Source organism: Stenotrophomonas sp. YJH_SMC_6 (assembly GCF_059371335.1).
Map to the genome: position 1 here is coordinate 299,556 of NZ_JCAFUM010000002.1, position 23,200 is coordinate 322,755.

Annotated in this window: 12 protein-coding genes; 4 read left to right on the top strand and 8 right to left on the bottom strand. The window is 68.1% G+C overall.

What is annotated here, in order from left to right; genetic code table 11:
- Positions 1–13 precede the first annotated feature (13 nt).
- The 4 genes from tolA to AC5P9N_RS03165 are packed head-to-tail and all read right to left on the bottom strand — an operon-like array spanning position 14 to position 4,582.
- The gene (gene tolA, locus AC5P9N_RS03150; protein ID WP_005409873.1) at positions 14–679 is read right to left on the bottom strand and encodes a cell envelope integrity protein TolA; all 666 of its coding nucleotides are present in this window, start codon (positions 677–679) and stop codon (positions 14–16) included.
- Positions 680–718: 39 nt separating this feature from the next.
- Complete coding sequence (locus AC5P9N_RS03155) at positions 719–1,132, bottom strand: ExbD/TolR family protein (protein WP_005409874.1); 414 nt, start codon at positions 1,130–1,132, stop codon at positions 719–721.
- Between the two features lie 10 nt (positions 1,133–1,142).
- Positions 1,143–2,927: a DUF2341 domain-containing protein gene (locus AC5P9N_RS03160; protein ID WP_099484878.1), complete on the bottom strand. Its 1,785-nt coding sequence runs from the start codon at positions 2,925–2,927 to the stop codon at positions 1,143–1,145.
- Positions 2,928–2,965: 38 nt separating this feature from the next.
- Positions 2,966–4,582: a ShlB/FhaC/HecB family hemolysin secretion/activation protein gene (locus AC5P9N_RS03165; RefSeq protein ID WP_099484879.1), complete on the bottom strand. Its 1,617-nt coding sequence runs from the start codon at positions 4,580–4,582 to the stop codon at positions 2,966–2,968.
- 201 nt (positions 4,583–4,783) lie between these two features.
- Here AC5P9N_RS03165 and AC5P9N_RS03170 point away from each other — a divergent pair, with 201 nt between their 5' ends.
- Positions 4,784–5,119, top strand: coding sequence for a hypothetical protein (locus AC5P9N_RS03170; protein WP_049396083.1), 336 nt, complete (start codon positions 4,784–4,786; stop codon positions 5,117–5,119).
- A gap of 130 nt (positions 5,120–5,249) precedes the next feature.
- On the opposite strand, the gene AC5P9N_RS03175 is transcribed toward AC5P9N_RS03170, so the two are convergent.
- Entirely contained in the window at positions 5,250–5,711 is a 462-nt protein-coding gene (locus tag AC5P9N_RS03175; protein ID WP_180863285.1) for a general secretion pathway protein, read from the bottom strand.
- A 103-nt stretch (positions 5,712–5,814) separates the two neighbouring features.
- Between AC5P9N_RS03175 and gspH the strand changes: the two genes are divergently transcribed.
- From gspH to AC5P9N_RS03190, 3 genes are read left to right on the top strand one after another with little or no spacing between them, the layout of a single operon-like run.
- Positions 5,815–6,261, top strand: a complete 447-nt coding sequence (gene gspH / locus AC5P9N_RS03180) for a type II secretion system minor pseudopilin GspH (protein ID WP_495223810.1) — start codon at positions 5,815–5,817, stop codon at positions 6,259–6,261.
- Entirely contained in the window at positions 6,258–6,620 is a 363-nt protein-coding gene (gene gspI, locus AC5P9N_RS03185) for a type II secretion system minor pseudopilin GspI (protein WP_005409880.1), read from the top strand. Before gspH ends, gspI begins: the two co-directional genes overlap by 4 nt.
- A complete protein-coding gene (locus tag AC5P9N_RS03190; RefSeq protein WP_032966058.1) occupies positions 6,617–7,231 on the top strand; it encodes a prepilin-type N-terminal cleavage/methylation domain-containing protein in 615 nt (204 codons plus the stop codon). Before gspI ends, AC5P9N_RS03190 begins: the two co-directional genes overlap by 4 nt.
- A 558-nt stretch (positions 7,232–7,789) precedes the next feature.
- On the opposite strand, the gene AC5P9N_RS03195 is transcribed toward AC5P9N_RS03190, so the two are convergent.
- The 3 genes from AC5P9N_RS03195 to gspF all read right to left on the bottom strand — a co-directional run bounded on the left by AC5P9N_RS03195 (position 7,790) and on the right by gspF (position 23,200).
- Positions 7,790–20,173 (bottom strand): filamentous hemagglutinin family protein, encoded by a 12,384-nt coding sequence (locus AC5P9N_RS03195; RefSeq protein WP_164212642.1) that lies wholly within the window; start codon positions 20,171–20,173, stop codon positions 7,790–7,792.
- A gap of 199 nt (positions 20,174–20,372) precedes the next feature.
- The gene (locus tag AC5P9N_RS03200) at positions 20,373–21,548 is read right to left on the bottom strand and encodes a substrate-binding domain-containing protein (protein WP_076740074.1); all 1,176 of its coding nucleotides are present in this window, start codon (positions 21,546–21,548) and stop codon (positions 20,373–20,375) included.
- A 452-nt stretch (positions 21,549–22,000) separates the two neighbouring features.
- A complete protein-coding gene (gspF, locus tag AC5P9N_RS03205; protein ID WP_076740075.1) occupies positions 22,001–23,200 on the bottom strand; it encodes a type II secretion system inner membrane protein GspF in 1,200 nt (399 codons plus the stop codon).

Genomic DNA, 23,200 nt, shown 5'->3' on the forward strand with positions numbered 1-23,200 from the left:
CGGAGGTCGGGAATCAGGCCCCGGGCCGGCGGCCCTGGATCAGCACGCGGGCGGGGAAATCGAGCGACGGCGGCGGTGCCTGGTCGACCTTGCCGATGCGTCGCAGCGCATCGAGCACGGCCGCGTCGGCCTCCTCGTTGCCACTGCCGCGCACCAGCTCGACCTTTTCCAGGCGGCCATCGTTGGCCAGCCACACATTCACCTGCAGCTGGAACGCCAGGCGCTTGACCTTGTCATCGCGCGAGATCGCCTGCTGCATCAGGTAGCCCAGGTAGCGGCCGTAGGTAGCGTTGCCGGCGCCACCACGGCCAACGCCGGACGAACCGCCACCGCTGCCGGACTGGATACCGAAGTTGTCACCGCCGGCCTGCGCATCGGCATTCATCGTTACCGGGTCGGCATTGTCCGGGGTCGGGGTCGGTTCTTCGGCCGGCGTCGGCTGATCCAGCGGCTCCGGCTCGGGAATGGTCTCTTCCGGCGGCGTTTCGGGTTCCGGCGGCTTTTCCGGTGGTGGCGGCGGCGGCGGAGGGGGCGGCGGCAGCGCCAGCATCGGCGGCTGCACCACCGGCCGACGGGTACTGGCAGTGTCCCTGAACAGCATCCACCACACGGCGATGCCGAGCACCAGCAACGCGGCCAGCACCAGCGCGACGGTCACCAGCAACTGGCGGCCGCGCATGCCGGGCTCCGGCCGAGGGGGTTGATGGGCCGTCATGCCTCAGCCCTGCGCCTTGCCGGTGACCAGGCCGACCTGGGCCAGCTCCAGCCGCCGCAGCAGGTCCAGCACCTCGACCACGCGGGCGTACTGCACCTGCGCATCACCGCGCACGATCACCGGGAAATCCGGCGTGGTCGCGCGCTCGGTGCGCAGCCGGTCTTCCAGTTCGGCCATCGTCACCGGGTAGGCATCCAGGAACACCTGTCCACTGGGGTCGATGGTGATCGCCTTGGTCTTCGGCTTCTCCAGCGCGACGCTGTTGCTGGCCTTCGGCAGGTTGACCTCGATGCCGGGGATGGAGGCGTTGCTGGTCAGGATGAAGATCACCAGCACCACCAGCAGCACATCGACGAAGGGCGTCACGTTGATGCCCTTCTCGCGCTTCTTGATGCCGAACTTCGCCTTCTGGCCCATGGCGCGCCCCTCAGCCCTGGACCGCGGCCGGGCCGCGCCCGTCCTGCTCTTCGGCCAGGCGCGCGGCGAACTCGTCGATGAACACCGCCATGTCCGCGCCGATCGCTTCGGCACGCGCGCCCAGGTAGTTGTAGCCGAACAGCGCCGGGATCGCGACGCCGAGGCCGGCAGCGGTACACAGCAGCGCCGCCGCCATGCCGGGCGCCACCGAATTGATGTCCACCGCGCCAGCCATTGCCGCCACCACGAACACCAGCATGATGCCGATCACGGTACCGAACAGGCCCACGTACGGCGCGCCTTCGATGGTGGTCGACAGCCAGTTCATGCGCCGCGCCATCGCTTCCTGCTCGCGCACCATCACCGCATCCATCGAGGCGCGGATCGCCGCAATGGTGGCACCACTGAGATAGCCACCATTGCCGTCGCGCTGGTGACGCTGCTGCATTTCATCGATGGCCACCTGGTAGATGCGCCACAGCGAACCGTCGTGCATCGCGGTGGGGGCCTTGCCCTGGCGATCCATGTCGGACAGGGTGCGCAGCGGCACACCGGACAGCTTGCCGAAGCTCTCGGTGAACACTGCATTGGCCTTGCTGGTACGGCCGAAGTGCCGCCCCTTGGCGATCATGATCGCCCACGACAGCAGCATCATCAGGCCCAGGATGGCGACCACCACCCAGGCGTCGAACGGCATCGCCTTGAGAATGAAGGCGAAGTGGCTCTGCCCGGCGGACTGCTCGTCGGCGCCGTAGCTGATCAGGCGCGAGTCGGCGCCCTGCGCGGTGGCATCGGCCAGCAGCAGCGCGGCCGGACGTGCCACGCGCGAGATACGCAGCTCATCCAGCGCGCCTTCGAAGCTGGCCAGCGGCTGCACCGCGCCCGGCGCATCGGCGCCCACCACCGGCGCGGTGGTCAGCGCCGGCAGCTCGCCGCTCAGCTGGGCGACCACGCGGCCATTGAGGTACAGCTGCAGTGCGCCCTTCTCTGCGGTCAGCGCCACATGCGCCCACTGCCCTTCCGGAACCGGCTGCGCCGGCGTGCTGCGCTGGCCATTGAGCTGCACGAACGGCACCCGGTTTTCGATGCCCAGCACCAGTTCGGACGCACCGTCGCGACGCGCGTAGATCGCCTGTGCAGCGTTGTTGCTGCCTGGCTTGATCCAGGCCGAAACAGTGAGCGGCGCGCCCGCCTCCTGCGCAAGCGATGCGCTGGCCGGCAGCGGCAGCGGGGCTGCACCCAACTGAACGCCGCGGCCGATCACCGAGCCTTCCGATGGCGGCACCACGGCACCGGCATTGTTGCCATAAGCGGTGGTGTCGCGTGCCGGCGCATTGGCCTCGGCGAAGTGGTAGACCAGCGTATAGTCCGGATCGAACACCTGCTGGCCGTTGCCGCTGGCGGGGGCCTTTTCATTGCCGTAGTACATCCAGATCGTCTGCGGTGCCGCAGCGCTGACCGCCGGCACGTCCACCCAGACCAGGGCCAGGCCCAGCTTGGGATCGAACTGTTCGATCTGGTGGGCCAGCACGGTGCGGCCATCACCCGAGACAAAGCGCAGGTCGTTGCCCGCATCCTGGGTGCCGTCGAAGCCGAAGTTGCCGGTGTGCAGGCGCAGCAGCAGCGGCGTGCGACCCGGATCACCGGCCAGGCCCGCGCCCTGCGGGCCGGCGTCGATGGTGATCGGCTTGCGGTACTTCCATTCGGCCTGCCACCAATTGGCATCGGCCGCAGCGGCCGGCAGCGCAACCAGCGCGGCCAGCAGCAACAACACTCGGGAAAGCAAACGGTCCATGCGAAGGGTCTCCGGAGAACGCATGTTCAAGGGAAGGGTCAGTAACTGGTGCTGATGTTGAAATGCAGGCGTGGGTCGTCCTTGCGCGTGACCGGGCCATCGGCGTAGGGCCAGGCGTAGTCCAGGCGCAGTTGCAGGTGTTCACCCAGGCGCAGCTGCGCGCCCAGGCCGACCGAGGCCAGGTTGTACTTGTCACGCTGTTCGGGCAGCGGCTGGCGCAGGCGCAGGTAGGCGGCGTCGGCAAAGCTGTAGACGCGTAGATCCGTGCCGCTCCACAGCGACCATGCCGGGGTGCGCCATTCCAGGCTGGCCAGGCCGCCGTAATCGCCGATCGCCTCGGCCGACAGATAGCCGCGCACGGTGTGCATGCCACCAGCGGCGAACTGCTCGGCCGACACCAGCGGCGCATCGGTCACCTGCAACGAGCCGCGTGCATACCACTGCCAGTCGCTGCTGAACGTGTGCGTGTTGGCGACGTCCACCTTGAACGCGACAAAACTGGGGTCTGCCCAGTAGCGCTTCTGCCCGAACCCGATGGCATCACTGCCATAGCCGAACAGACGACGGGTACCGGCCACCAGCTGCGTATTGATACTCAACTGATCCTGCTCGCCCTGGCGCACACCGACAAACCCCAGAGTGATCGGCGCGTACTTCAGCGGCGTCTTCAGGCTCTCCTTGCCCATCTGCGTGTCTTCCTCGGTGTCCTTGAAGTCCACGCCGAGGCTGAGCTGGCGCCACCACTGGCTGCTGCCGGCCAGTCGATAGTTGAGCTTGAGACCGATCGAATGGCCGTTGCCGATCACATTGGTTCCGGTGCCGGTACCGACCTGTCCGCCCGCGTTCAGCACGCGGCTGTCGGACGTGTAGCCGGAGGCTTCCAGGCTCCACGGCGTGCCTTCGAACGGCATCGTGTACGAGGCCGAGAACACCTTGGCCTGCTTTGCATCTTCCGGCGCCAGGTACACGCCGATGTTGGCGCTGTGCCCCCGCTTCCACAGATTGTCGTAGGCCAGCGACGCACTCAGGCGCAGCTTCTCGGTGTCTGCGCTGTGGTCGTTGTTGAGTGACGCGCTGGCACGCCACGGCGACTTCTCTTCGACCTGCAGGTCCACATCCATCGTGCCCGGCACCTGGCCCTCGCGCACCAGCGGCATCACCTGGCGGCGGCCACCTTCGTTCAGCGCGGTCAGTTCCTTCTGCGCCTGGTCGAAGTCCGGCACCTTGCCTTCCGCCAGTGCCGGCACGCGTTCGCGGATGCGCTCGGGCGATTCGTGCTTCGTTCCCACGACCCGCAGCTGGCCAATCGGTGTCTGCTGTACCTTCAGCAGCACCACGCCGCCGCTGACCTGCTGCTCGGGCAGCTCCACGTAGACCGACTGGTAGCCCGCCTGCTGGTACAGCGCATTGACCGCATCGCGTGCCTTCTCGACATCGGCCAGGGTCTTTCCCGGTCCGAGGAAGGGCTCGACCGCGCGTTCGATCTGGCGCGGATCGAGCACGGTGTTGCCGCGCACGATGTACTCATTGATGTTCACGCTGGGCGCGGGCGCCGCCTCCTGCGCGAACAGCGGCAGCGGCAGCGCCGCCAGGGCCAGCACCAGCGGATGCAGGCGCAGCGGGAGGCGGACGGCTCGGCACGGAACAGGAGTCATCGAAGGCATCGCGTCGTATCGAAGGAAAGGGCCATGGAGCGGCGCGTGGGTCTACCAACAGGACGTGTACGTCGCGTCAAAACCGCCAACAGTTTTGTGACAGCACTGTCATCTTTTGACGGCACCGCAACGCACGCAGGCGGACCCTGCCTTCTCCACACGTCTTCATTGCAGAACGTCGATTGCTGCGTAAGATTCGAGATGCGTGAATCACTGATGGTGGAACTGCGCGCTGCCCTCGCCCTTGCCTTGCTGCTGGTGTTGGCCCCGGTGCGCGCCGACGAGGCGAAGAAGCAGGAAGACGCCGCGCCCTGCATCGAAGTACAGGTCAATGGCGAGCGCATTCCGGCTTGGGACTGCCTGCAGCGCAAGTTGGCGCCGGCATCGAAAGCGGCGAAGTCACCGGCACTGCCGGAGGCCGAGCGGCTGATGCGGCAGCCGGGCAACCAGCTGATGCAGTACAACCTGGAAGGCACGCGACAGCGCATGGGCGATGCCTTTGGTCGTTCGGTGGTACCGCAGCGTCCGGCGCGATGAGCCTGCGCGGCCGTAGGGCCGAGCCCACGCTTGGCAGGATTTGAAGGGTCGAGCTATCGCTCGGCAGGATTCTGTAGAGTCGAGCCAGGCTCGACTGTTCTTCCAGACGCAGCCGAGCGTAGGCTCGGCACTACGGTGCCGCGGGCACGATGCCATCGCTCGGCACCGGCGGCAGCTCAGGCACCGGCAGGCTGCGCAACTGCCCCGCCTGGTTCAGCTCCACCGCGTTGGCGCTGATGCTGGCGAGAACCGTGCAGGGCCCCAACCGCTGGCCCGGCGCGTAGGCTTCGGCAGGACGGCCATCCACCGAAAGCAGCGCCAGCGGCGCGTGGTCGCCGGCCATCACGCCCAGCACGACAACCTCGGTCTGCACCGCACCGGGGGACAGCAACCGCACCAGCGGCAGGCTGGCCACTGCATCGAACAGGGGGCGTGCAGGGGCCTCTGCGTACGTTTCGCTGGCCGCCGCCGTCGGTGCCACCGCAGACAGGGTCACGCCCCAATAGGCCACCACCGCCAGCAGCAGCGTCGCCGCCAGCAGGGTCAACATGCGATTGCGATCCCAGCGCCTGCCATCCATGTTCCGCACCATCGCCACGTTCGTGTCCGCCTACGCTAGCAGCTGCGGCTGACGCTTTTGTTTCATCATGCGGGCCTACGCTGGCAGCTATCGACCCGGACAGGAGGCAACGTCGATGCAGCACGTGCCGCGTGGTTTCACCCTGCTGGAACTGATGGTGGTGCTGGTGATCATCGGCATCTGCACGGCGGGCATCGGCCTGGGCCTGGGCAGCCTGCTCGACCCCGCGCGCCCGCTGCGGCAGGAAGCTGAACGGCTGGCGCAGCGCCTGCAGGTGGCGCGCGACGAGGCGCGCATCGATGGCCGCCCCCTGCGCTGGCAGGCCGACGCCGCCGGCTACCGCTTCAGCCGCCGCGAAGGCAACCGCTGGATTGACGTGCAGCGCGATGACCTTCTGCGTCCGCAGCAATGGCAACCGGCGGGCATCGCGGTGCAACCGACCACGCCGATTGAACTGAGCCCGGAGTGGATCGGCGTGGCGTGGGAGCTGAGGTTGTCGTTGCAGGGCCGCCAGCTGCGTCTTCATGATGATGGCAGCGGACAGTTGCAGGTCGTGCAGTGAAGCAGAAGGCACACGGATTCACCCTGATCGAAGTGCTGATCGCGCTGGCGATCGTATCGATTGCACTGGCGGCGGTGATGCGCTCGGTGGCAGTGGCGACCGACGATCAGTCGCGCCTGCGGGATCGTCGTCTGGCACTGATGTGCGCACAGGACCGCTGGCAGGAGCTGCGCCTGGCCGGGCAGCCGCCGCAGGATGCACGGCAGCGCTGCGTGCAGGGGCGCAGCAGTTTCCTGGTGCTGCAGCATATCGGCACAGGGAGTGACGGACAGCCGCAACTGGAACTCAGCGTGGTGGCCGAAGATGCACCGCGGCAATCGCTGGCGCGGATGCAGTTGCCATGGACGGCGGCGCCGTGACGCGCGCTGCGCGGGGTTTCACCCTCATCGAGGTGATGATTGCGATCACCATCATGGGCGTACTGGCGCTGATCTGCTGGCGGGCGCTCGACAGCGTGGCCAGCAGCGACCAACGCCTGCGCCGGGCCGATGCCGAGACCACGACGGCGCTGCGCGTGCTGCAGCAGTTCCAGCGCGACATCGAGATGCGTGCCGACGACGCGCTGATGAACGGCGCAGTGCGCCCGGCGGATCAGCCTCAGCGCCTGCTACCCCCTTCACTGGTGAGCGAACGGCATCCGGATGGAAGCTTCGCGCTGGAGATCACCCGCAGCTTGGGCAGCGACGGGTTGCGCTGGCAACGTGTTCGCTGGTGGCGACAGGGAAGCACGCTGTGGCGGGCCAGTGGCGCTGCGACGGATCGCTACCCCTTGCCCGCACCGGATCGGTCAAGGGGGATCGCGGTGGCGCAGGATGTGCAGCGATTCGAGGTACGCGCCTGGCAGCCGGGCGCCGGGTGGGCGCTGCTGCCGAGCAAAGGTGAGGTGCTGCCGGCCACCGGGCTGGAACTGCGGTTGGGCCTGCGCGATGGGCGTGGGCCGTTGAGTTACCGGCGCGTGCTGGAGCTTTAGGATTTCTTCCAGGCAAAGCATCCACGCATGGCGTGGATCTACTGCCGAGCGGCTTCTACTGCCGGGCCTGCCCTGGTGGGTGCCGACCGTTGGTCGGCACTGAGGCTGGCCCAGCCATCCACGCATGGCGTGGATCTACTGCCGAGCGGCTTCTACTGCCCGGCCTGCCCTGGTGGGTGCCGACCGTTGTCGGCACTGAGGCTGGCCCAGCCATCCACGCATGGCGTGCATCTACTGCCGAGCGGCTTCTACTGCCCGGCCTGCTTTGGTGGGTGCCGACCTTGGTCGGCACTGAGGCTGGCCCAGCCATCCACGCATGGCGTGGATCTACTGCCGAGCCCGCCGCCGGGTGCTCTCCTGCACCCGGCGGCGCCGTGTCGGTGGTCCTCACCGCTGATGGCCGCTCCCTGCCCTCCGTGCCATCCTGGCTGGGGCCGCTGCCGTTCCGTGGCGGCTGGCCCGATGCTGTTCGTTCTTTCGGCCCGGTCGCATCCACGCATGGCGTGGATCTACTGCCGACCTTGGTGGGCAGCAACGTGTGCCGACCAAGGACGGCACCTACCGGCGCTGCGTGCCCTCGTCGCGACTTGCCTGCGGGAACTGGAAGGCACTGTTGGCGTCATAGCCGCTGTTGGCAGTGTTGCCACGCGCCGGCGGATTGATGGCGCTGGTGCCACTGCCGAAGCCGAGGATCTGCACGCTGATCACCGACGGCTGGTTGCGCCGTGCCTCGTCCTGGCTCTTGCGCATCACATCCTGTGCCGCCTGGCTGGCGCTGTTGGCTGCCGCACTGGCCGAGGCCAGCGCATTGACGTTCACCGATGCCAGCACCGGCAGGCCCTTGCTCTCGCCCTGTACCTGGATGTTGGCGGCATTGAGCACCTGCAGCGCCGCCAGGTTGATGTTGCCCGAGACGCGGATACCGGCCTCGCCCGCGTCGATGGTGCCAAGCGGTGCGATCAGGTCGACGTCGCCCGGTCGTACTTCGGCGATGGGGTTCAAGGTCGCGATGCCGGCGCCACTGGCGGGAGCCTGCGGCGACAGGATCACATTGCCCCAGCCGTCATAGACGCGACGCGGTGGCGTGTACAGCAGCGTCGTCTGCGAACCGCGACCGGCATTGATGTCACCCTGCTCCGACCACGCCAGGATGTCGCCGCCGAACGTGGTCATCACCCGCGACAGGCCCAGCAGCACGCTGTCCTGGCTGAACAGGCGGATATCGCCCTGCCCCTGGGTGACAAGGCCGGCGCTGGCAGGTGGCACCACGCCCTGCACACCGATCACGATCTGCCCACCCGGTGCCATCAGCTCGATGTTGCCGCCCGCCTCGGTACGCACGCCGGAGCCACCGTACATCACGATGTCGCCGGTACGGTCGATCGTCGCACCGGCCGCATTCCTGTCCGGCATCAGCGTGGCGATGGCTTCGCGCCCACGCAGGTAGGAGCCGAAGCGGGGCCCTTCTACATCGGTATATTCCCTTCCACCTTCGCGCAGCTCGGCGTAATAGACCTGGCGCAGGAAGATGCGCTGCTGTTCCTGCGGCAGCGCATCGAACGCGGCCAGCGCCCCGTCGCCGTCGGCAGCCACGCCGAAGCGCTGCTGCAGCCACTGCTTCAGCTCCTGGTTGTAGACCTTGACTGCCTTGCCCGGCTGCGATGCAAGCGATTGCGCGGGATCGGCAAGGTTGACTGGGTCCAGATAACGGGCACGCAGGGCCGCGAAGTCGATCTGCTGGTTGCCGGCCGTCAGCGCGATGCTGGCGCCGGGACGGGTGTCGCCCTGCACGATGCCACCGAGGCTGACGATGCTGCCCGCATCCTCCTGGCGCAGCTGGCGGCCGGCACTGATCTCGGTGTTGCCGGGGCCAGCGATGGTCGCGTTCAGATGCACGATGTCGCGGCCTGCCGCCGCCACCGTGATGTCGGTGGGCGCGGTGTTCAACGCGGTCATCGACACCCCGAGGATGTCCCGGCCTGCCCGCAGTTGCACGGCGCCGGCGGCTTCGAACCAGTTCAACTGCGTGCGCTGCCCCGCGTTGGGATTCAGCGTGCGCCGGGCGCCGGTGGCCAGGCCGATAATGTCCCCCTGCACCGCGTAAAAACGGCTCGGCGCCAGGGCCGCAGACACGGAGGACAGCGGAGTATTCGGACCGAACGCAAACAGCGGAAGCGACGCGTCCGGCGATGCAATGTTGCCGTCGACCGAAAGGTTGTGCCGCGTGCGGGTCACATTGCCTGCGGAATCACCCTGCTCGGCCATGAATGCCGGGTCGAAGGGTCCCGGCAGGCGCGCGTCACTGGCCGAGCGCGCGATCTGGGTCGCGCCAGGCTGGGCGAAGATGCCGCCACCGGCCAGGACGTCCAGCCGTCCTGTCGCCGAGGGTGCCAGCAGGATCACATCCTGCGTCCCCGGCGTGGTGCTGATCCGGTCCAGCTTGATGTCACCCTGCGCAGCAATCGCGCTGAAGCGCGAAGGATAGAGCCAGTAATTCAGCAGATCATCACCGCCACGCACAACAAGCTGGACCTGCTCGCGCCACAGATTGCTGCCCGTCACGTTTTCCGGCCCGGCGAGGCCTGGCGCGAGGTCACCACCGGCACTGAACAGATCCACGGCCGTGTTGGCGGTCCACAGGGAGAACCACGTACTGCCTGCAGCGCGCGCGCCATCATCCAGCAGCACCGCGCTGTAGTTGGCCAGCGGAACCCGGCCGGCATCGGCGACGCCGCCGAGCACCACATCGCCCCGCGCCTGCAGCTGCGCGACCGCATCGCCCAGCACCAGCACCGGCCCGCCCATCGGGCGAACGGCGTCGGCGGCGAACAGATCGGCCGCACGCAGCTGGCCCAGCGTCGCGTAGCTTTCCAGGGTGACGCCCATTGCACCGATGCGTCCCGCATCCAGCTGCAGGCTGCCACGCAGATTGCTGAAGGTACCGTTGAGATCGAGATTCTGTCCCGCCCTGGAGGCATTGAGGCTGGAGAACGTCGCCCGCAGATTCGGATTCAGTGCGCCACCGATACGCAGTTGCAGGTCGCCGCCGCCGGTCAGGTGCAGCTGGCCATCGCTGACCCGGCCGGTCGATCCCACCGCCGCGATGATCGCACCCGAGCGCGGTGCGATCGTCGAGTCCAGCGCGTCACCTATCGCATCGCGCACGCCGGCGTCACGCCCGGCCTCCAGCGTCAAGTTGCCGCCGCCCAATGTACCGAAGCCGGTGAAGCCGACCATCCGCGGAGAGGCGCCAGCAGCAGCGGACACGTTGGTGTAGGCGCCAAAGTTCACCCACCAGCTGGTCGGCACCGGCTCCACACCGGTGGTGCTGCCGGTTCCCTGCCGCCACAGCCAATTGCCGACCGCGGCACTGGAGTACAGCGCCCAGTCGCGCTCGCTGGTGCCCGACTCTGCGCGCCCGGTCCAGACGTCACCGACGATATCTCGCCCGGCTTCGACGCGCAGGTTGCCGCCATGATCGGGATACCAGGCCTGGTAGCCGACCAACGCGGCATCATAGCTGCCCGGCACCAGGTTCGGACCCAGCAGTGCGGTGTTCCTGGGGGCTGCTGCACGGGGCGAATTGAAGGCAGCGTCGCGGCCCTCGCCCAGCGTGGTGGGAGCGCCCGCCGTGTACACACCGAAGCCGGACTTCATCACGACATCACCGGCAGCGAGCAGTTCGAGGTCCCCCTTGCCGGTGCGCAGCACGCTCCACGCCGGCGTGCCTGCGCGCTTGCCGTAAGTGGTCACTTCGGTCTGCGTGCCGCCGCCGGCGCAGTAGGTGGGCGCCGTGCTGCAGAACTCGTCTTCGGTCATGCCAAACATCGCGGCGAAGTCCTTCGCAGGGGTGCCTACGTAGGACTCGTCGCCCCAGTAATCCAGCGAGCCCTGCGCGGCCACCTGGCGGGGGGCCGGGCCGCAGTAGTCGGCCGACATCGCGCAGAACTCGTCTTCGGTGAAGCCGAACATGTCGGCCAACTCCGCAATCGGACGGCCTGCATAGGAGGTGTCGCCGATCCAGTCCAGCGATGCCCGCTCAGTCAACGCACGATCACCCACCCAGATGATTTCGGTCTTGACCGTACCGATCGAGCCCTGGTGGGTGTCGGCCAGCACCACGCTGCCTTCACTGCCCCAGCGCCGGCTGCGTGGGTCGGCTGCCCCGGTATCGGCACCGGCAACAACGGTCAGGTCCCAGGAGGTGGTGCCCTCGGCCAGCATCGGCGCCAGCGCCCAGTTGTGCCCCTGGTTGCCGCCGGCATCGGCCGGCCGCAGATTCACCGGCCCGTTGCCGGGCAACTCCACCTTGGTCAACGATGGGATGTACGCGCCCACCTTGAGCTCGACTTCCCGTGCCAAGCGCAACGCAACCGGCAGCGTCGCGCCGGCGGGCCATTCCTGTGCCGCCATCTGTACGGCACTGCGCAGGCGGAAGCCGGCCCCCAGGCGCGCACCGGCCGCCAGCACCAGCGGCTGCTGCAGCACGGTGCCCGCCGCCAGCGTCTGCCCGGAGTCGGTGGTCACCGCCGCACCCAGCACCGTGCCCGCTGGCAGGCGCAGGTTCTGCGAGATCACCATCGGCGCGGGCAGCACGGTACCGACCGGAAGCGTTACCGATTCGACCGGCACGTCATAGTTCAGGCGGGTGCCGGCCTGGAACTCGGTGCCGGGCAGCAGCTTCACTCCGTCCACCGGCACCACCAGGCCGCCGCCAAAGGGGGTTTGCCCCGCGCTGCCATTGCGACCCTCATACAGCTGCCAGCCACCCTCATCCGGCGTGGACGGCGGCGGTGCGAACCCATCGTTGATGCTGCCGTAGACGTTGATGTTGCCTTCGGCCCGCAGCACCAGCGAGGCCGATTCGCCGAAGCCACGCCGCGATGGATCGGCGCGGTTGGCTTCGGGCCCGTAGCGGTAGCCGGACAGATCGATGTCGCCGGCAATGGTCAGGTCGCCGTCCGGGTTGGCGTCGCTGCGCCGCGCCAGCACCTGCACGCCGGGACGAAGGCGGACATCGCCCAGCGCCCGCGTGCGCTGCTGCAGATCCGCGTTGTCCAGCGCAGCATCGATCCAGGCCACGCTGTGCGGATCGACCACCTGGTCCAGCCACTGCTGGGTGACCAGCTGCGCGCGGTTGCCGCGCACGTCAGCGGTGGCTGCCAGGGGCGCATCGTCGTAGCGGCGAACACCATTGAGCTGGATGTCGGCCGCGCCATCGATGCGCAGGCCGGTGGCCGCGGCAATCGCCGCGTCGTTGCTGCCCAGCCGCGGCACATCGATCTTCAGCGTGCCGCGCGGGGTGCCATCGTTCTGGCCAGGACGTCCACCGACGGTAACATCGCTGCCCGCACGCAGGTCCAGCTGCGCCGCGCTGCCCAGGCCGACGGCACCTTCGGCGCTGCCCAGCGTGATGGTGGCCCGGTTTGGACTGTCGATGATCTTGCCATGGCTGTCCACGCGCAGGCCGGTACCGTGCGCGTCCAGCGTGCCGTCCACCTGCAACTGATCGCGGGCGTACAGGCGGATGCTGCCGACCTGCTCGCCGCTGGCATCGATGCGGCCGGCCACGGTCAGGCTGCCCGCATCGACGCTGATATCGACCCGGCGCGCCTTCACTTCGTCGCCGATCCGCAGATCGCCCTCACCGATCTGGAAGCTGCGACCGCCGACGACGCCGCCGGCGGTCAATCGCTGGTTGAGGCCGGCGAAGTCCTGCAGCTGGCGTGCCCGCACCACCAGTTCACCACCGTCGTAGGGCACCAGCGTGCCACCGGCATCGTAGCGACCAGTGGCGGCACCCTGCAGAACACCGGCCAGATCGGCTCGGCCGGCCATTGCGGTGACCGTCAGGCGTCCGCCTCGGTTGTTGCGGGCGGAAACATCGATGCGGGAGGCCGCATCGGCGCGGATGTCACCCGTGTCGCTGGACAGCAGGACATCGCCGCCCCAGCTGAACTTGTCCACGTCGTACAGCGAGACCTTGCGTCCGGCCAGATCCAACGCGGCCCGGCTGCCAAGCGTGATGCCCTGGCGTGCGTTCGCCGACAGCCGTCCGGACGCCAGCGCGATCGTGCTGTCCAGCGTGATCCGGTTGGCGTCGATGCTCAGCTCACTGCCCAGTGCATCGCCACCCGCCTTGCCGGTGCCCCCCTGCAGGCGGAAGTCGCCGCCGGTGCGCACGCGCAGCCGCGCGGCGGGATCGGCCGTCAACAGCGGTGTATCGATACCCAGGCTGCCTCCGCTGTACTGCCAGCCCTTGTCGGCCAGATAGTCGCCGCGCTGCTGGAACACGTCCAGCGTGCCCTGCGCGGAGAACGACAGCTGCTCCGAAGCACTCAGGTTCAGCGCACTGAATCCGAGCACCTGCCGGTTCGCAGGTACTTCAGAACTGGGACGGCTGAATGGCGCCCGCCCCAGCTGCAGCTGGCGGGTAAAGATGTCCAGCTGCCCGGCGCCGAGCCGGTCCACCATCGGATCGGCCGGCGGCACCGACGCGTCACTGCCCGGCGCTTGGCTCGCCGCCAATGAGCCGTCCCAGACCAGCGTGTCCACCAGGATGCGCGCCCGGTCAGTCGCAGCACCGTAGCCGCGGATGGCCTGCGCACCAAGCACGAGCGTCTGCAGGCCACTGCGGCCGGTGGCACTGTCGCGCGCGTCCAGGTCGACGCTGCCGAACACGTTGACAGAGTCCCGCGCGACCAGGCTCAGCGTGTCCAGCGCCGGCGCGCCGGTGGCATCATTGCCGCGCAGCAGTTGCTGCAGCACGGACTGGTTCATGGTCATGCCACTGGGCAGCGCCCCTGCCGCAGCGGCCAGGGCGATCGCTTCGGCACTGCCGAGGTTCAGCGCCGCCATGCTCAGGCCGAGCTGACGGGTGCCATAGCTGGCCGAGTCGCGCATCTGCAGCGCGCCATCGGTCGCTACCGCGATGCTGCCATCGGAAACCAGCCGGGTCTGGCCGTCGCACGCCGTCTGGCACCCCCCGATGTCGATCGCCACTGGACCGGCCTCCACCCCGGTGGTGCCGGTGATCAGGTTCAGGCGCTGGTTGGACACCGCCAGCAGGCCGCCGGAGACCTGGTAAGGCAGGGTCGCGCTGGCATTCGCGTTGGCGGATGCGAACGGCAGTGTATCGAGGGTCGCACCGGCCTCGACCAGCACGCCGCTGCCACCGGAGGCCGCTGCCACCAGCACTTCCGGTGCGTTCAAGGTGACGCCGGAACGGATCGCCACGCTGCGCGCCTGGCCGGTCACCGCCACCTGCGAGGCCTCCTGGTTGAACTGCCCGCCGATCATCATCCGCGCCGGCAGGAAGGCATTGAGCGCGTCGTCGCTGAAGGTGGCACCGCGATCACGCGCCTGCGATTGCGCACCGCCGTCGACGATCTCCAGTGAACCGACCGCCGGGCTGGCCAACGTGGCTGTCAGCGTGCCGCCGCGCCCGTTGTCGGTGGCGGCGCCGAACCGCGCGGTGCCGGCGAAGCGGATGGCAGGCGTGTCTGCACGACCTGCGCCTTCGCCCAACGCAAGGGTCAACCCGAGCGCATCGATGGTCTGCCAGCCACGCGACTCGCCGCGGCGGTCGGCCACCGATTGCGCGAAGCTGTTGTAGGAGGTTTCGTTGTAGCCCGAGTGCCGGCGTACTACTGCGGCGGGGGTCAGCAGGATGTCGGTGAGCAACGGCGAGATTGCCGCGCCCAGCGCCGTGCGCTGCTGTCCGGACACACGCCAGGTGCCGGTACCGGTCGCGATGGGTTGCGCGATGCCCGAGGTGCCGGTGGCGCCCAGCTCAACCCGGAATGCACCGGGCTGCAGCGCATAGCTGGCCGGCATCAGCGTGTAGGTGCCTGCCGCCAGGCCGGGCACGCCCGCCGGCACGGTGATCTGCTGGCCCACGGCCGGTGCGGCGAATCCTTCCTCGCCGCTGGGGGCAAATGTCCCGGCGCGTCCCGGCACGATCGCATACACCGGGTTGCCCGACGCACTGAATTCATAGCGCGGATTGGCGTCGGCCAACGCCGTTCGCAGCACGTCGACAGAGCCACCGCGTCCTGACACAAAGGCGGCACCGGTCAACTCACCACCGCCGGACATGTCCAGCAGGGCCCCCGGCGCCACCTCGATCTCATTCGCCTTCAGGGTCACCCCCATGGAGGAGATGCCGGCCGGCGTCAGCGAACCCAGGCTGCGCGTACCGACCCGCCAGTCGACACCATCGACGGTGCCACCATAGGGTAGCGACAAGCCGGCGCCACTGATCGAGGTGACGCTGCCTGGCAGCAGTTCCACCCGGCTACCGACGGTTCCGTTCTGGATAAGGCCACCCAGCTGCAGCGTGCCCATCGGCGCCTGTACGTTGCCGCCCTGCTGCACCGTGGCGGCCACCAGGCGAAGCGTACCCAGCGCCGATTCCGGCGCCGGCCTCGTGGCCGCACCGGTGCCGTGGATGCGCAGCACGGCATCCGGATCGGCCCAGTAATCAGCGGTCTGCACGGTCTGCGCCGACGCGCCGGCCACCAGCGTGCCGACCGCGCCTGTGGTGGGGTACAGGCGCGCAGCGGTCACGTCCATCGAACCAGCCGTCATCAACGCGCTGGTGTTGCCACTGCTGGCAATGCCATTGGTCAGGCGCACGTCACTGCGGCTTTCCAGCGCCACATGCTTGAAACCCGGCAGCCAGGTGACGTCGCGGATGTCGATCAGCTCGGCCTGCACCGCCAGCGCGTGATCTTCCGGCCCGGACGAAGCGACCGCGGCGGTGCCCTGCAGGTTCTCGCCCGGCATCTGGCGCCAGCGTGCCTGCGCCAGGCGAACGTAGGGCGCACTCAGTCGCAGCCCAGACGATAGCCCGGCATCCACGGCCATGCCCAGGCTCGAAGTGCCCTGGCCGTGGATGCGCAGGCTCTGGGCCAGGCGCAGGTCGACGTCGCCGACCGCGCGGATGTCACCGAACACGGACAGGTTGTCGAAACCGCCGGCTTGCAGCTGCTCGACCGACAACGCGGCGTGGCCATATTCCAATGCGGCCGGCAGTGGCTGCGCCGGTGCGCTGTGCTGGCTGAGGCTGATCGCACGCGCTCGCAGTACCTCGTCGCTGGCGCCACGTGCATGGATGCTCCCGCCAAAGGCCAGGCCAAGCGTGCCGCCGCGTGCGCCGGCACCACCGGCGGTCGCGTCCATCCCGCCCTCCAGGTAGAGCGCGTTGGCCGAACGCAGCACGATCTGCCCGCCGTCGCTGTCCACGCGCACGCGGCCCTGGCCATCGATGTCCAGTTCGGCCGACGCGCCCCGCGCCTGCAGGCGCGCACCGCGTTCGACCACCACGAAGGCTTCCGGTGGTCGGTTGTCGACGAATGCGGTGGTCTCCCAGTCCAGCGCCCCGCCAATCTCGATGCGCCCACCTGCGCGCACCTGCCCGCGCAGGCGGCCGCTGGAATCGGGCAGCGAAATCGCGTCTGCATCGGCATCCAGCAGCGCGCCTTCGGCGAAACGCCAGGTGCGTTCGGTGCGCTGCCCGGCGTACAGCGCGTTCTCCGGGCGCACATCGTCGATCAGGATGCGGCCGCCCTTCGCGCGCAGCGTGCCTTCAACATCGATGTTGCCTGCACCGAGCAGCGAGATCGTCTGCCCTGGATCGACCGCCACCAGTGCATCCTTGCCAACCCGAAGGTCACCGCCCACGCTGTTGCGCTCCGAACGCAGGCTGATGCTCGCACCCGCGCGCTGGCTGACGCGCCCGCTCGACGGATCGGCGCTGTACAGCGGCGCGTCCCACGCTGCCAGTGCGGACGCCCGGTCGGTCGCCATCCGCGCGTCCTGGGTCAGGCGCAGGCCTGGCAGGGTAGCGACCAGCCGCGCGCCATCGGCCACCTCCACACCGTGGTGGCCATTGATGTCGTACTGCGCGAAGCCACTGCCGAACAGGCCGGGGTCCAGTCGCAGCGATGTGCCCGCCAGGTCCGCATCGCCCACCCACACCTGGCCACCGGTCCCCAGCGAGAAGGAACCACCGCCCTGTCCTCGACCACTGAACCGGCTTCCCTCGCCCAGTTGCACCCGGCCACTGCCGTCGGTCGTCACCGTACTGCTGTTCGCCTGCAGGCTGACGCTGCCGCCTTTGCCGATATGGGCCTTGCCGCGCAGGTCCAGCGCAGCACCGGCCTCGACGTCAACCGTTGCCTTGGCGCCCACGGCCACGTCATGACTATTGCCCAGGCTCAGGCGGCCGCCATCCGTCCAGGCACCGCTCGCGTCGCGCGGCATCGCCAGTGACGCATTGCTCCATTCACCGGAGAGATCGATCCGCGTGCCGTCGGCGATGGCGGTGCGGGCGCGGCCATCGTGCAGCAGCGCCGTCGGCCGGCCCTGCACATCCAGCAGGTTGCCCGCCGACAGCTGGCCGCCGGCGATGCCGATGTCGCCTGCCAGTTCCACCTCGCTGCCGGTCAGGTTGAGCTGTCCGCCTGCCTGAAGCCGAAGGCTGCCGTCGATGCGGATGCGATCAGCGGTCGCCAGGTCGATCCGTCCCCACTGCTGGGCACTCAGCTCTGCGATATCCAGCCACACGGTGCCACGCCGCTCTTCGTTGACCGGGGCCAGCAGCGACCACGCGGCCTTCGTCCGAGCCTTGTCATCCAGGCGCACATCCGAGTCGAACACACCGCTGCGGCCCTGGCCGTCGTAGCGCCCCAGGTACAGCTGCGCATTGCGCGCGACCGCCGTCTGCGCCTGCGCATAACCCTCCAGCGCGGTATCCGGCCTGCGGTTCTGCTGCGCGCCCTGGAAGGTAGCCGTCTCAACCTTTCCATCCAGCACCGCGGTCGGTGCGGAGATGATCAGGCGTCCTGCATCGCGGCCGACCGTGTATCCGTTATCGACACGCTGCGCCGCGAATACAATCGGATCACGGAAGGTCTCGGTGATGCCCCAGCGCTCCTGCTTTACTTCATGGCCGCTGTACAGGCCATCGAAGAGCATCTCCGCCGGCGCGTCATCAAGGCGGTAGACCTGGCCATCGACGCCGCGCACCCAGCTCTGCCGGATCACGCCGCTCTGCACATCCAGGCTGCCACCGGCAAGGTTGATGCGTGAGCCGCCATGCGTGATCACTTCCCTGCCGCCCAGCAGGACGGTGCCTCCCTGCGCGGCCCATTCGCCGATCGAGTGCCCCTGATTGTCAAGGTAGCCGCCCACTTCCAGCAGGCCACCCGCCGCGTACCAGCGCTCACCCGCGTAGCCCCCGGTACCGGCCGGAACGTGGACCAGCCTGCGGCGGTCGACCCAGACCTCGCTGCTGGTCAGCTTGCCGCTGTCGCGGTTGTCCAGGGCATCGCGCAGTTCGTTGCCCTGCACCTTGACCTGGACATTGTTGCTTTCCATCGACACCTGTACGCCCACTGCGCCGGAAACATCCACGCGTGCCGCGTCGTCTACGTAGCTGCGGGCTGCCGCGTCGGCGATGATCTGGCCGCCCGTGGCAACCGTCAGCGAATCCGCACTGAAATGGATGTTGCCACCCGAGACGATCTCCACCCGCGACTGGTCCCGGCGATCATTGTGCTGGGACAGATTGTCGAAGGTTGCCGAGCGCGCGCCGGCGCGGATCGCGTCCTGCTCTGCCGACTCCTTGATGAGGCTGTTGCGCTGCGTATCCAGCACCGTGGCCTTGCCATCGTCCTCGACCAGCACCGCCGTGGTGGCTCCATCGGCAAGCGTGACGCTGCTGCCGGCATCACTGGTCGAAGCCAGAAGATGCACGGTGCCGCGCTGCGCCAGCGTGGTGCTGGCCACGGCCACACCGGCCTGCTCGACGTTGCGCCCGGCCAGGGTCACGTCACCCTCGCGGGCGCGTAGCAGACCGGTGTTGCGCACGCTGCCCGCCGTGCTGCCAGCGACAAAGCGCGGCGCGATTTCATTGCCGCGGGTGGTGGAGCTGGTATTGGTCGCCGTACCCACGCCGCGCCGGATCACGAAACTGTCACCGGCAGCGAGCTGCACCTGGCCCTTGCGCGCCTCGATATGGCCAGCATTCTCCACGCTGTGCCCGGCCAGCAGCACGTAGCCACCGCCGCGCGTCGCGCTGGTCGGCTCATGGGTCGCGATGCGGGCACCCTGCTCCACCATCACCTTGCCAAATGCATCGCTGAGCGCGCTGCTGCTGGCGTCGGGGCTGTACAGGCCGTTGTCACGGAACTGCGCATCGCTGATCCGTGCTGCAGCCGCCAGCAGATTGCGTACATTGACCTGGCTGTTGTTGCCGAACACCACCCCGTTGCGGTTGGCCACGAACACCGTGCCATTGGCCTTCAGCTGGCCCAGGATCTGGCTGGGCCGCGCCTGCGGATCATTGACGCGGTTCAGGACTGCCCAGTCAGGGTTCTGCAGGAAGTTCAGCGTGGTGTTGCCGCCGATATTGAAGGTCTCCCAGTTCAGGATCGCCTTGTCCGCGGTCTGCTCGACCGTAACCTGCACCCGCCCGTCGCTGCCCTGCGACTGGATCGCGTCGCGCGCATTGAGCCAGCCGCGGGTCAGCGGGTTCTGGTCGACGCTCAGGCCATCCTTGCCCAGGCCATCCGCAACGATGAAGCCAGCCTCGCGGCGCGCCTGCCGCGCCTGTTCCTGCAGGCGCTGCTGCAGGGCAATCGCCTGCGCCGCCGTACCGAGGTTGTCGATCGACTGCTGCAGCTTCTGCCGTGCTGCATCCTGCTGCTGGGCAGGCAACTGGAACTGGATCGGCACCCCGTTGGGCATCCGGCCACTCTGTGCCGCGCTGCCCTGGGCCGCGCCCCGCTCGGCGAACCAGCCCGGGCTGAACGCCTGCTGCGCCTGGCTGGCCGGGGCCACCATGCTGCCCAGGGCGACCGCGATGGCCCACGCCATCGGATGATTGCGGCGCATCGGCGCGGCCGGATGAACAGCGGACGGGAGCGGGTGCGACATCGGAACCTCATCAACCTGGTGGGCCGCGGCTGCGGCGACGATCGGGGAGACACGCGCAACGCATGCCCTGCCACTGATAGACGGTTCACGTGACACGAAGCCGACAGCGAAACACTGCGGCGGCGGCACCGTCGCGGAAATGGCGACGCCGGCCCAGGGGCCGGCGTCGGGTCAAGCAGGATTCAATCAGTGCTGCGGATTACAGCGGACGACCGATGCCGGCGCAGGTGCTGGGATTGTTCAGGCCGGCAGTGCTGCTGGCCAGCACGAAACGGTTGCGGATCGCATCGCGCCAGGCCTTGGTCAGCGGGATGAAGCCGTGGTCGGTGATCGACTTCTCATACGCGACGGTGTAGGTCGCCGGATAGTGGCGGGCCAGGAAGCCGCGCAGGCTGGTGGCGACGCTCGAATCCTTGTAGCACTGGCCGATCACCAGGTTGGTGTAGCCGGCGATCGGATAGCCGGCCGACGGGTTGCCGAACACCGGCACCCAGTTGGCGGGGTCCTCGGCAGCGGTGCCGGTCGGCGGAGCGACGGTGTCCAGGGTGGCCTGCACACTCACCTGATCCGGCGAGAAGCCCTTGACCTTGGCGACCTTGGTCGCATCGGTCACGCTCGGGATCACGTCCGGGCCAACGTAACCGATACGGCCTTCAGCAGCGTAGACAGCGTTGTACAGCGAGGTGCCACCGGTGGCCGGCGCGGCCACCAGGAACGCCGGCAGGTTGCCGTTGGCATCGCGCTTGTACAGGTCGGCGAAGGTCGACTTGATGGCGAACTTGCCACCCACCAGGTTCGAGGTGCCAGCGTTCTCAGCCGCACAGGCCGCAGTCAGGAAGCGGCTGAACATTTCGCTGGTGCCGCTGCTTTCCGGGCGGTACACCACCTGGATCGGGCCGCTGCGGTTGGCATCGATGGTCGACCAGTCGCTGATCGCACCCGAGAACACGCCGCAGATCTGCGCCACGCTCAGGTCCACCGCCGAACCGGCCTTGTTGAACGGAATGGTGACCGACGTGGCCACCGACGGCACCTGGATCAGCGCGCCGTAGCGGTTGGCGTTGGTCGGCTGGTTGAAGTTGGTGGCGTAGGTGCTCAGCTCGGTGCTGCTCAGCACCGAATCGCTGCCGGCGAAGTGCACGGTGCCGGTGGTCGAGAACAGCAGCGAGTTGTTTTCCAGGAAGGCCTTCTTGCCGGTGCCCGAACCGGTCACGGCGTAGGTGAAGTTCGCTGGCAGGATGCTGTCGGACGAACCCTTGTAGAGGTCGGCCGGCAGCGAAGCGCCGCCGCCGGTAACGGTCTGCGCGGAGGCGGCGCCAACGGTAGCGAGCAGCGCGGTGGCAACCAGCGCGGCCAGGGTCTTGTACTTGATCATGATCTTCTCCTGAAGGGTTTACTGCGAAGGGAAACGCCAAGGGAGGAACGGTCACTACACGCCTGCTGCCGCCGAGGGCCTCCCAGCCCACTCTGCGGCGACGTGTCCATGCTGGTCCGCGCCGATGACAGGCCGCTTAAGAAACCTGTGGAAGATCGAAAAAAGGTGTGGAGGATTGTGTGGAGAATCGGCCCATGCCACATTCCAGCGACGCCGCCCGATCGACTGAATTGAATCGACTGAATTGAATCGACTGAATTGAATCGACCTGATGGGATCGACCTGATGGGATCGACCTGATGGGATCGACCCGATGGGATCGACCCGATGGGATCGGCTGGGTAGAGTCGACTGTTAGTCGACTGCTTTTCGCACGCGGAAACGATCTGAATGCACTCGATCTCCGCGCTGGTCGACTAACAGTCGACTCTACCTGTGATGCGCGTTGCGCATCACTGCACCAACTGGTTCATTTCCATGATCGGCATCAGCACCGCCAACACGATCGTCAGCACCACGCCGCCCATCACCAGGATCATGGTCGGCTCCAGCAACGCAGTCAGTGCCATCGCGCGACGCTCGATCTCGCGCGAGATGGTCTGCGCGGCGCGATCCAGCAGCGGCGCCAGCGAACCGGTCTTCTCGCCACTGGCCACCAGATGCACCAGGATCGGCGGATACACCTTCTGTACCTTCAACGCAGCACCCAGCGCAGCACCTTCGCGCACGCGCGCGGACACATCGTCGGCACAGCGCGCCAGCAGCGCATTGCCCAGGGTCTGCCGCGCCGCCTCCAGTGCACGCAGCAGCGGCACGCCGGCATCCAGCAGGATCGCCAGCGTCGAGGCGAAACGCGCGCTGTTCACACCCAGCACGAAGCGCCCGACCATCGGCAGCCGCAACAGCATCGCTTCCCAACGCAGGCGCAGCTCGGGCTTGCGCAGGGCCAACCGCCAGGTCACCACCAGCGCAGCGATGCCCAGCCCCACCCACACGCCCCAGCTGCGTACGAAAGCACTGGCCGCCAGCATCACCTGGGTCAGCATCGGCAGCGTCTGCCGCGCCTGCACGAACGCGGTCACCACCTGCGGCACCACGTAGCTGAGCAGGAAGATCACGATCGCCACCGATACCAGGCTGATCGCCGCTGGGTAGATGAAGGCGGTCAGTACCTTGGCCTGCAGCGCATTGCGTTCTTCGATGTAGTCGGCCAAGCGCTCCATCACCCGTGCCAGATCACCGGAGTCTTCACCTGCACCCACCAGCGCCCGATAGATCGGCGGGAAGTCGCGCGGCCGCGCGGCCAGCGCAACGGTCAGGCGCTGGCCGGCACGCACGTCGGCGCGTACGGCGGTGAGTGCCTGGGCCACGTGCGGGCGCTCGGCCTGTTCAATCACCGCACTCAATGCGCCTTCCAGCGGCAGGCTGGCCGCCAACAGGCTGGCCAGCTGGCGCGTAGCCCAGGCCAACTCGCTGGCGGACAACCGGCGAGCGCCCCAGCCACTGCCGGCACTGCGCGCCGCACTCACCTGCACAGGGGTCAGCCCGCGCCCGCGCAGCAGTTGGCGAGCACCGCGCGGGCTGTCGGCATCCAACTGGCCCTTTTCGATGCGGCCCTGCGCGTTGGCAGCCTGGTAGTCGAACAGTGCCAT

What these genes read in the sequence shown, in the direction of transcription:
- AC5P9N_RS03160 (WP_099484878.1), bottom strand. Translation starts at nt 2,927, where the DNA reads ATGGACCGTTTGCTTTCCCGAGTGTTGTTGCTGCTGGCCGCGCTGGTT.
- tolA (WP_005409873.1), bottom strand. Translation starts at nt 679, where the DNA reads ATGCGCGGCCGCCAGTTGCTGGTGACCGTCGCGCTGGTGCTGGCCGCG.
- AC5P9N_RS03165 (WP_099484879.1), bottom strand. Translation starts at nt 4,582, where the DNA reads ATGACTCCTGTTCCGTGCCGAGCCGTCCGCCTCCCGCTGCGCCTGCAT.
- AC5P9N_RS03170 (WP_049396083.1), top strand. Translation starts at nt 4,784, where the DNA reads ATGCGTGAATCACTGATGGTGGAACTGCGCGCTGCCCTCGCCCTTGCC.
- AC5P9N_RS03155 (WP_005409874.1), bottom strand. Translation starts at nt 1,132, where the DNA reads ATGGGCCAGAAGGCGAAGTTCGGCATCAAGAAGCGCGAGAAGGGCATC.
- AC5P9N_RS03200 (WP_076740074.1), bottom strand. Translation starts at nt 21,548, where the DNA reads ATGATCAAGTACAAGACCCTGGCCGCGCTGGTTGCCACCGCGCTGCTC.
- gspH (WP_495223810.1), top strand. Translation starts at nt 5,815, where the DNA reads ATGCAGCACGTGCCGCGTGGTTTCACCCTGCTGGAACTGATGGTGGTG.
- AC5P9N_RS03195 (WP_164212642.1), bottom strand. Translation starts at nt 20,173, where the DNA reads ATGTCGCACCCGCTCCCGTCCGCTGTTCATCCGGCCGCGCCGATGCGC.
- AC5P9N_RS03175 (WP_180863285.1), bottom strand. Translation starts at nt 5,711, where the DNA reads ATGGTGCGGAACATGGATGGCAGGCGCTGGGATCGCAATCGCATGTTG.
- gspF (WP_076740075.1), bottom strand. Translation starts at nt 23,200, where the DNA reads ATGGCACTGTTCGACTACCAGGCTGCCAACGCGCAGGGCCGCATCGAA.